The organism is Streptomyces anatolicus, from assembly GCF_019400875.1.
Classification (GTDB): Bacteria; Actinomycetota; Actinomycetes; order Streptomycetales; family Streptomycetaceae; genus Streptomyces; species Streptomyces anatolicus.
Genome location: NZ_WMBF01000229.1, coordinates 1 through 9843 on the forward strand (window position 1 = coordinate 1; position 9843 = coordinate 9843).

Here is a 9843-nt window from a genome sequence, read left to right on the forward strand (position 1 = left end):
GGTGGGGGTGTTCGTCGAGGGCGAGCAGGGCGAGGATGCGGGCGTAGGCGCGCGCCAGGGCCTTGTGCCGGGGGCTGAGGAGGCCGGGGGCGGTGCGGTAGATGTTCACGGCGCCGACGCGCAGGTGGCCGGTGGTCAGGGGCAGAGCGGTCACGGAGCGCAGGTGCTGCCCGGCGGCGGCCTGCGTGAAGGCCGGCCACCTGTCGAACGCCTGGTCCAGGTCGGCCTCCTCGACCAGGGCGCGCCCCACATAGGCGTCGGTGCAGGGGCCCTCTCCGGTGATGAGCTGGGCGTCCTCGAGGCGCCGGGCGCGCCCGTCCGTGGTGTGGGCCAGCAGGCGCAGTTCACCGGCGACGACCAGGGTCACGCCGAGGCAGTCGGCCTCCAGATCCGCGACGCAGGCGCGGCAGGCCGTGGCGAGGGTGATGCCGCCATCGGCGGAGCCGATCCTGCGCCAGGCGGCGGCGTGATCGTCGTCATCCATGAGGGGGTGTCCCAACGAGAGGTCGCGGAAGGCGGGGCCCGAGGGGGTCAGGGGCGCGCGATGGCTTCGGAGTCGAGCTGCCCGTCGACGAGCTGGCGGCACAACTGGGTGAGGCCGAGCTGGTGGGAGCGGGCGTGGCGGCGCAGGGCGTCGAAGGCGTCGTCGACGCCGGTGTTCCAGCGTTCGGCAAGGACGCCCTTGGCCTGCTCGATGAGGATGCGGCTGGTCAGGGCCGCGTGCATCTGCGCGCGCTGCTGGTTGGCGTGGGCGAGGGTGCGGTGCTGGAGGATGGCGATGGTCGCCACGTCCGCCAGGGCCTGCGCGACCCGCGCATCGGCGGGGGAGAGGTTCTGGGGGCGGGTGTCGAAGAGATTCAGCGCGCCGATGACCGCTTCGCGCAGGCGCATCGGCAGCGCGTGGCTGACGACGAAACCGGCCTTGCGGGCCCGGGCCGCGAAGACCGGGAAGGGGCTGGTCTCCACCGGTGAGGTGAGGTCGATGTTCAGCCGGGCCGCGCCGCTGCGGTGGCACTCCACGCACGGGCCCTCGTCGTGCTGGAGGGCGAAGAGTTCCAGGAGGCGGGTGTGCTCGTCGGATGCGGCGATCAGCTGGAGCCTGCCGCCCGGGTCCTCGATCATGACTCCCACCGCCGATACATCGAGCAGCTCCAGGCAGCGGTCGCACAGCATGTGCAGGAAGTCGATCAGATCGAAGTCGTCGACAAGTGTGTCGACCGCGTCGATGACGGCCGCCAGCAGGCGTTCTTCTCGAGTCATGGCCCTTCAGTCCCTCCGCCGGCCAATGGCGCCCGGCCGTCTCCATCATCATGGCGAAAATGCACCCGGCGGGCCACCACGTCCTCGGCTACCTCGTTCAACGGCCGACCGTGGCGGAAGGCGTGGGCCCGCAGCCGGATCAGCGCCTCGGCGAGGGAGACACCGGCCTGCACGCTGATCATCCCGGTCGCCTGGTGCACCGCGGCCCGGTAGAAGTCCGAGCCGTCCTCAGCGGCGGCGAAGGCGCCCCACTGCCCGGCGTCCTGCACGAGCGCCGCGGTCAGCGCGTGCGTGACGATCCACGCGTCGGCGAGCGGAATCTCCTCCAGCGGGCCGGGCCGCGCGCGTTGCAGGGTCATGGTGCCCAGGCAGGCGCTGCCCGCGAGCAGCGGCAGACAGAACACCGCCCTGATCCCCAGCGCCAGGCCCTCGGGCAGCAGGACCGGCCATCTGTCGACCGGCTCGCGCATCAGGTCGGGCACCGACACGGCCGTGCCGGACGCGGCGACCTCGGGCCCCGGCCCCTCTCCCAGGGTGAACTGCAGGTCCTCCAGTTGGGTGCTGACACCCGGGGTGGACCACAGCAGTTCGTTCAGGCCGCTGCCCACCGTCACCGATACCGCCACGCCGTCGACCCCCAGCGCACGGGCACACCGGAGCGCGTCCGCGCCGACCAGGCCGCCGCTGCCGGGCGCCGGGAGCAGGCTCGCCAGTACGGCGGCGAGGTCGCCCTTGGAGACCACGGCGCGTCACCTCCTGCCTGGCCGAGTCGCCGGGGAACGTCATGTCCAGTCTATGGGGCGCGTCCCTCACGGGCGGTGACAGTGGCGGGTGGTGACAGTGGTGGGAAGGGCCCGGGGCGGGCGGTGTCAGGAGCGTAGGGTAGAAGCAAGCCGCCCGTACCCGAACAGATGGTTACGCCTCGCACGGCAACCCTGACATTGGCTTCCGATCAGGGGCGGCATCGGCGGTTGAGTGCCAAAGATCGGAACCACGGCCATGCGCACACTCCTGGGCGCGCGCTCGCTGCCCGCCCCTCGCGTCCGTCTACCGTGACCAGCACCCGGGCGACGGCCGTCGAGCTCGCCGCCCTCCACCTCGACCGCCCCGACCCCGCGAGCAGCCTCGCGCGCGCATGCAGGACGGCCCTGGGCCTGCCCTGCTCGGTGGGGCTGACGCTGGCGGCGGACGCCGCCCTGGCCCAGCGCGTGTCCCTGGCCGCCGTCGGCCCGCTGGCCGGCCGCGGAGAGGCACTGCAGATAAATCTCGGCGAAGGCCCCTGCGTCCAGGCCCTGAGCCGTCTCACGCCGGTCCTCGCCCCCGACCTCGACGACACGGACGTCACCGGCGCGTGGCCCGTCTACGCCGAGCGGGCCCGCGCCCACGGCATCCGGGCCGTCTTCGCGCTCCCCGCCGTCGACCCCCGCTTCACCGTCCCCCAGCCGGGACTCGTGCTGTGCCTCTACCGCGACCGGCCCGGCGCCCTGCCCGAAGCGGACCTGCGCACCGCCCGCACGCACGCGCACGCCGCCGAGCTGCTGCTGCTCGCCGTCCCCGCCCCCGGCGAGGACTCCGCCGCCGACGCCTGGCTCCTGCCGACCGACGCCGTCGTCCACCAGGCCACCGGCATGATCAGTCACCGCCACGCCGTCACCACCGGCCAGGCACTCGCGCTGCTGCGCTCGCACGCGCACGCCCTCGGCACCGATCTGACCGGCCTCGCCCACGCCGTCGTCCACCGCGGCCTGCGCCTGCCCGACCCGCCCCCACCGGACCCCGCCGGACCGTGAGCCCGGCCGCCCCGTCGCGGCCCCCCATTAGCAGTGGGGAACGGGCGTCGCAGGCGTTCCGCCGAACTGCTCCACGGCACCGCGGAGCGCCCTACCGTGGAGCGTCGGCCAAGACCCCGTCGGCGGTCCGCCCCCTCTCCCAGGGGATTCACCGCGCTTCGCCGAGCGAGAGTCATGCCCTTCCCTTTGCCTGCCGCCAGCTGTATCGCGTCCGTACACACCCACGGCACCGGCACCCTCGTCCGCCTGTGCGGCGAGATCGACATCGCCACCGCACCCGACATCTCCGACTACCTCGACACCCTGTCCTACGCCGGCGCCGCCGAGCTGCTGATCGATCTGCGCCAGGTGGAGTTCATGGACGGCTCCGGAGTACGCCTCCTCAACCGCGCCCGCGCCCGGGGTGACGGACGGCTCCGCGTCATCTGCACGGATCCGACCACGCTCCGGCTCCTTCGCCACCCGAGCCTGCGCATGTGGTTCGACATCCTCGACCACCTGCCTCTACCGGTCACGGACAGCTGAGCCTCAGCCTCGCCGCCTCAGCCTCTCCGCCAGGTCCGCGTCACGTCGGCGAGCGCGGCGACCGCCTCGCCCGCGTGGTCGCGGTCCTCGCGGAGGCGGGGGCCGAACTCCACGTGCAGGAACGGCACGTCGCGGGCCGTGGCCGCGCGGCCCTGGACGTTGGTGCGGCCCGCCAGGGGGCAGGACCGGGCCCAGGCGCGGCACACGTCGTAGCCGCGCCTCTTGAGGTCGTCCGCGAGGGCGCGGCCCTCGGTGACCGCCTCCCTGCCCCGGCCCGTGGAGGCGACCACGTCATGGTCCGGAGCGGAGTCCTCCGCCATGCCGTGCAGTTGTACGCCCGGCAGCCCGCGCCGCACCAGCTCGTCGCAGACGGCGTGGAAGACGCTGTCCCTGCGGTGCGCCACGTCCGCCTGGTCGCCGCGCCCTGCTTTGCGATGTGCTCCCGCGACGATCAGTACGCCACCGGGGGCACGGCTGAGGAGCTGTGCCCCGAGCCGTTCGGTGTGGCGGTCGGCCACGGGGTGGGGGACCTGGGCCGACCAGCGCACGGGGGAGTCGAGGTCGACGTAGACGCGGCCCCAGCCGCGGGGTGCGGAGCCGCTCTCGGCGCGGTCGGCGATCTCCGCGTACCGCCGCCCGGTCGCTTCGTCGGTGACCGTGCGGATCGCGAAGTCCACGTCGGAAAGGCGGCGTTCGGCCTCATCCCGGCGGCCGTCGAGGAGCAGGCCGACGCCCGCGGCGACCGTCTTCCGGTCGGTGCGGGAGGGCCGGCGGTAGCCGCTGTCCTCGTCGAAGGCGGCGGTGTAGGCGGTGATCTCCCGCTCCAGGCCGGGCGGGGGCGCCGTGGCGGACGGCGGCTCCCGGTGCTCCCGCGAGGGCGTCCGGCCCCTGTCCGATGAGTCGCCGGAGCACTGCGCGAGACTGAGGACGCAGACGGTCACGGCGGCGAGAAGCCCCAGCTTCTTTGCTGTCGCTACCGGCCGGGTGTGGGAGTTCATCATGGTTGTATAAAGATATCCCTGTGATGACACGTCCCTCCCGCAGGCATTTCGTGACCTGTGCGGCCTCCGCGCTCCTGCTGCTCGCCACCGCCTGCGGTCCTTTCGGCGATGACGAGAAAGCCACCGACGGCGGCCCCTCGTTCACCGTCGCCGCCGCGGGCGACATCCTGATCCACCCGCAACTGACCGACCAGGCCCGCAAGGACGCCAAGGCCACGGGCAAGGGCGAGAAGGGCATCGACTTCGGGCCGCTGATGGCCGGGGTCAAGCCCGTCATCAGCAAGGCCGACCTCGGCATCTGCCACTTCGAACCGGTGGTGGGCAAGCCCGGCGGCCCCTTCCAGAGCTACCCGGACTTCCTCGTGCCGCCGCAGATCGCCACGGCCATCAAGGGCGTCGGCTACGACCAGTGCTCCACCGCCTCGAACCACACGCTCGACCACGGCCCCGCCGGCGTCACCCGCACCCTGAACACGCTCGACAAGGCCGGTTTGCGTCACACCGGATCCGCGCGAAGCGCCGCGGAAGGGGACAAACCGCTCATCACCGAGGTGAAGGGCGTCAAGGTCGGCCAGATCGCGTTCGCCTTCGGGTTCAACGGCCGCGAGGTCCCCAAGGACAAGCCGTGGATCGTCAACCAGAACGACTTCGACGCTATCGCCGCCGCCGAGAAGAAGGCGCGCAAGGCGGGCGCCGAGGTCGTGATCCTCAGCATCCACTGGGGCCGTGAGAACCAGCCCAACGCCAGCGCTCCGCAGATCAGGCTCGCCCGCAAGATCGCGACCGAGACCGGCATCAACCTCGTCATCGGCCACCACGCGCACGTCGTCCAGCCGATGGAGAAGGTCGACGGCACCTGGATCGCGTACGGACTCGGCAACCAGGTCGCCCGGCACGACGTGCCGAGCGGTCTGACCGAGGAGGGCGTGGTCGGCTGGTTCGAGTTCGTCAAGCGCGGCGGCGAGTGGGACGTGAACGCCAAGTACGTACCCACGTTCGTGGACATCCCGCCGGACCCGGACGAGACCGGCGCCCTGCCCAAGGGAGCGGTCGAGGACCACCGGCTCCTGGACGTGGCCGCCACCCTGCGCGACGGCGATGGCCTCAGCGAGCAGCAGCACTCCCGCTACCGCCTGGCCTTCGAACGCACCCAGGGCACGCTCCTGAACAGGGGCGCGAGCAAGGACGGGCTCGAACCGCTGGAAGAGCTTCCGGCCGATTGACCGGAAGGACCGCTTCCGACTGATCCGGGGGGCAAACCCTCGATCGATGCGAGCTAGCTCACATTTCAAGTACTTCGTACATCCCTCCGGATGGGTCGCGGGTCAAAGCTCTCCGGAACGCATCACCCTGCGCTTCCGCGACCCCGCGTCACCGCGCGCTTCCGCGCCCGCGTCATTCCAGGAGAGGAGCACCCCTTGGCCGCTTCGCGTTCGAAGCGGCGGCACAAGGTCCGCCGAAGGACCGACATGTCACTGCTGGGCGGCATCCGTCCCCCCATCGCCGTGCTGTCGGTCCTGCTCCTCGCCCTCGCGGGCATCACCGCCCTCACCCTCGGCCGCGCCGGACAGGAGGCCGTCCCCAAGGCGGTCAAGCTCTCCCAGCAGCACTTCGCCGAGGACGGCGCCATCGCGCTGCGCGCCTCCATCGACGAGTCCGTCACCGACCTGACCCGGACCGCCGAACTCTTCAGCGCGGGCGAACCGGTGCAGCCGGACGCCGTCCTCGACAAGATCGGCAGCGTCTACCAGAAGTGGATGGGCACCGCCGTCGTCGAGATCTCCTCGGGCAAGCTCCTCGCCGCCCGCGGTGAGAACCTCCCCCTGACCGCCATCGACCGGGGCGCGCTCGCCGACAAGGACGGCCTGGCCCCGCGCATGGTGCGCCTGGAGAACGGCGAGACCCGGCTGCTCTCCTTCGCGCTGCTCACCTGGGAGGGCCAGCCGCAGCAGCTCCTGGTCGCCTCCAGCAGCCTGCGCTTCCCCGGCATCAGCCTCGGCAAGTTCCGCTCCATCGCGGTGGTCGGCCAGGACGGCCACGTGCTGAGCACCGACGGCATCCCCGAGCCCGAGCAGGTCCTCACCGACCTCCAGCGCGAGGAGGTCAAGCAGTCCAACAAGCAGCTCAAGGCGTTCGCGGAAGCCGCCGCGAAGAAGGCCCGCACGCACCCCCTGATGTCCAAGGAGCCCGGCTCGGGCGGCTTCCTCGGCGTCAGCGGCCATCTCACCGGCGAGCGCTACCTCGGCGAGCGCGCCATCGGCGGCTACGCGAGCCTCGCCGGACCCGAGGCGGGCAAGCCCACGGTGGCCACCCGGCTCGGCCTCACCGTCGTCGCGCAGGTCCCGGTCGCCGAGGACCCCGCGGCCACCAGCAGCTCGGCCTTCGGGCTGCTCGCCGCGGCCGCGCTGCTGCTCATCGGCGGCGTCACCGTCTACCTGCTCCTGCGCACCGTCCAGCGCCCGCTCATCCGGCTCTTCCTCGAAGGCCGCCGCCTGAGCCGGGGCGACCTCGAACGGCCCGTCACCGTGCCGAAGTCCGGCGAGGCCGCCCGCATCGGCGCCGCGCTCGAACGCCTGCGCCGCCAACTGCTCGGCGAGCCCGTCGGCGGCAGGACGGAGAAGCCCGGCCGCCGCCGCTTCGGCAGCCGCACGCTGATCGCGGTCTGCGGAGTGCTCCTGCTCGCCTGGTCCGCGCCGCTCATGCTGCTGCTCAACCGCGCCGGCGACACCGTCGTCGTACCGCAGCAGATGGTCAACGACCAGCGCGAGCGCACCGACACCCTCACCGACCGCGTCCGCCGCGCCCTCAACGAAGGCCACGCCGACCTCACCTCCGTCGCCTCCCTCATGGGCGACCGCACCAAGCCCTCGGACATGGCCAAGGTCCTGGAGAGCACCCTCAACCAGCACCCCCGCTACCAGTCCCTGTACGTCCTCGACGCCAAGGGCGAGGTCGTGGCCGAGGCCGGCGACGACCCCCGCAGCCCGTCCGGCAAGGGCCCCTCCGCCAAGCCCATCCGCGTCCTCGACGAAGGCGGCAAGGAGCCCGTCATCCTCGGCACCGCCGAGATACAGGGGCGCCAAGGGGCCGCCGTGGTCGGCGAGTTCCGCATCGACTTCCTCAACTCGCTGCTCAAGCGCCCCGGCCTCGGCGAGGTCCGCGTCGTCGACAGCGAGCGCAAGGTGATCGGCGCCAACACCGGCTACCGCGAGTTCGAGGGCCTGCCGAGCGGCCGCCTCGACGCGCTCGCCGAGGGCACCGGACAGAAGGTCGGCCTCAGCCCGCGCCCCAGCGGCGTCCTCTACCGCGACGGCGACGACATCCAGATCGCGGCCGCCGCGCCCTTCGTCGGCGGCGGCGCGGCCCACGCGCTCGGCTGGACCGTGCTCAGCTGGCAGCCCGCCTCGGGCCTCGCCATCCCCGAGTACAGCCTGCAGAACCGCACCGTGCTCGCCGGTCTCCTCGGCATCACCGCGGCGGCCGCCTGCCTGGGCTGGCTGCACATCGTCGTCGTACGACCGCTGCGGCACCTCGCCGACCAGGCGGAGGCGCTCGCCGACGGGGACCGCAAGACCGTCCTCTACCCGCGCCACCACGACGAGGTCGGCGCGGTCACCCGCAGCCTGGAGCTGATCAGGCAGCAGCTGCCGACGGGCACCCAGCGCAAGCGGGACGGCGTCACGGCCGGCCTCGCCGGAAGGAACTGAACCGCCGTGCTCTTCCTCTACACCGTGCTCATGGTGTGCTGTGCCGTCCTGCTGGCGGCCGGAGTCGTCGAACAGCGGCGGCACTTCGGCAACCTGGAGCACATCCCCACCCGGGTCCTCGTCAACGGCATCCGCGGCAAGTCCTCCATCACCCGCCTGTGCGCGGGCGCGCTGCGCGGCGGCGGGCTCACCACGGTCGCCAAGACCACCGGCACCGCGGCCCGCTTCATCCACCCGGACGCCACCGAGGAGCCCGTCTACCGCAAGTTCGGCATCGCCAACGTCGTCGAGCAGATCGGCATCGTGCGGCGCGCGGCCGCGTACCACCCGGACGCCCTGGTCATCGAGTGCATGGCGGTCATGCCCGCCCTCCAGGAGATCAACCAGTCCAAGCTGATCCGCTCCACCATCGGCGTGCTCTGCAACGTCCGCGAGGACCACCTCGCCGAGATGGGCCCCACCCTCGACGACGTGGCGCGCTCGCTGTCGCGCTCCATGCCCGAGGGCGGCATCTGCGTCACGGCGGAGAAGGACCGTTACGCCATCCTCAAGGAGGAGGCCGACGCCCGGAACTGCGAGCTGATCTACGCCGACCCCGAGACGGTCACCGACGACGAGCTGCGCGGCTTCAGCTGGTTCACCTTCAAGGAGAACGTGGCCATCGCGCTGAAGGTCGCCGAACTCCTCGGCGTCGGCCGTGAGGTCGCCCTCCAGGGCATGTACGACGCGCCGCCGGACCCCGGTGTCCTCTCCGTCGAGCGGTACGCCACCGAGGACGGCAAGAAGCTCCGCTTCGCCAACGTCTTCGCGGCCAACGACCCCGAGTCGACGCTGATGAACATCAACCAGCTGCTCGACCTCGGCGCGATCCACCGCCCGCTCAACGTCGTCATCAACTGCCGCCCCGACCGCGTCGAGCGCAACGGCCAGATGGGCGAGATCATCCCGGACCTCCAGCCGGAGAAGGTCTTCGTCATCGGCCACCCCGCCAAGTCCGCCATCGACGCGATCCCCGCCGAGTGGCGTGCGCGCGCCGTCGACCTCGGCGGCGACCGGCGCGACCCCGAGGAGTTCATGCGCGAGATGCTCGCGCAGCTCGGCCCCGACTCCTCGCTCGTGGCGATCGGCAACATCCACGGCCAGGGCGAGCTGCTCCTCGAACACCTCGCGGAGCTGCCGCCGGACGAGAGCGAGGAGCAGGCCCCCGAGGAGCCCGCCCCGTTCTACGAGCCGCACGTCGACCCGTACCAGCACTACTCGGAGGCGTACGAGACGCGGTACACGGCCACCGGCCAGCACCCGCAGGTCCACGTGCCGGTGCAGCGCACCACGGACCAGCCGTACGAGACGCACCGCGCGTACGAGCCGTATGACACGTATGAGCCGTACGAGCCGTACCAGCCGCACGAGCAGCAGACGTACGCGCCCCACGAGCAGCAGTCCCACGAGCAGCAGGCCTACGGGCAGCAGCCCTACGAGCAGCAGTCCTACGCGCCCGCGGACACCTACGCCCAGCCCCCCGCCCCCCGCGGCCTGTTCGAGCCGCGGGGGGCGGGGGGC

At 72.2% G+C, this 9843-nt stretch carries 9 protein-coding genes; 5 read left to right on the top strand and 4 right to left on the bottom strand.

Going from position 1 to position 9843, the window contains the following annotated elements:
• From GKQ77_RS19985 to GKQ77_RS19995, 3 genes are all read right to left on the bottom strand, one after another.
• The coding region (locus tag GKQ77_RS19985) for a GAF domain-containing protein (protein ID WP_219690289.1) at nucleotides 1–484 on the bottom strand (484 nt) is incomplete at its 3' end.
• Nucleotides 485–531: 47 nt separating this feature from the next.
• Nucleotides 532–1260: a GAF and ANTAR domain-containing protein gene (locus GKQ77_RS19990; RefSeq protein ID WP_219690290.1), complete on the bottom strand. Its 729-nt coding sequence runs from the start codon at nucleotides 1258–1260 to the stop codon at nucleotides 532–534.
• Entirely contained in the window at nucleotides 1257–2003 is a 747-nt protein-coding gene (locus tag GKQ77_RS19995) for a GAF and ANTAR domain-containing protein (RefSeq protein WP_219690291.1), read from the bottom strand. The genes GKQ77_RS19990 and GKQ77_RS19995 overlap by 4 nt, the downstream gene beginning before the upstream one ends.
• Before the next feature lie 309 nt (nucleotides 2004–2312).
• On the opposite strand from GKQ77_RS19995, the gene GKQ77_RS20000 reads away from it, so the two are divergent.
• On the top strand, nucleotides 2313–3050 hold the full coding sequence (locus tag GKQ77_RS20000) for a GAF and ANTAR domain-containing protein (protein WP_219690292.1): 738 nt from the start codon (nucleotides 2313–2315) through the stop codon (nucleotides 3048–3050).
• A 186-nt stretch (nucleotides 3051–3236) separates the two neighbouring features.
• Nucleotides 3237–3575, top strand: coding sequence for an STAS domain-containing protein (locus GKQ77_RS20005; RefSeq protein WP_258021602.1), 339 nt, complete (start codon nucleotides 3237–3239; stop codon nucleotides 3573–3575).
• Nucleotides 3576–3592: 17 nt separating this feature from the next.
• Here GKQ77_RS20005 and GKQ77_RS20010 read toward each other — a convergent pair whose 3' ends face one another.
• Complete coding sequence (locus GKQ77_RS20010) at nucleotides 3593–4576, bottom strand: hypothetical protein (protein WP_258021603.1); 984 nt, start codon at nucleotides 4574–4576, stop codon at nucleotides 3593–3595.
• Nucleotides 4577–4599: 23 nt separating this feature from the next.
• On the opposite strand from GKQ77_RS20010, the gene GKQ77_RS20015 reads away from it, so the two are divergent.
• From GKQ77_RS20015 to pgsB, 3 genes are all read left to right on the top strand, one after another.
• Nucleotides 4600–5799 (top strand): CapA family protein, encoded by a 1200-nt coding sequence (locus tag GKQ77_RS20015; RefSeq protein ID WP_219690294.1) that lies wholly within the window; start codon nucleotides 4600–4602, stop codon nucleotides 5797–5799.
• A 246-nt stretch (nucleotides 5800–6045) separates the two neighbouring features.
• Nucleotides 6046–8283 carry a HAMP domain-containing protein gene (locus tag GKQ77_RS20020; protein ID WP_219690296.1) on the top strand — a complete coding sequence of 746 codons (2238 nt, stop codon included), beginning with the start codon at nucleotides 6046–6048 and terminating at the stop codon, nucleotides 8281–8283.
• Between the two features lie 6 nt (nucleotides 8284–8289).
• The coding region (gene pgsB / locus GKQ77_RS20025; protein ID WP_308117725.1) for a poly-gamma-glutamate synthase PgsB at nucleotides 8290–9843 on the top strand (1554 nt) is incomplete at its 3' end.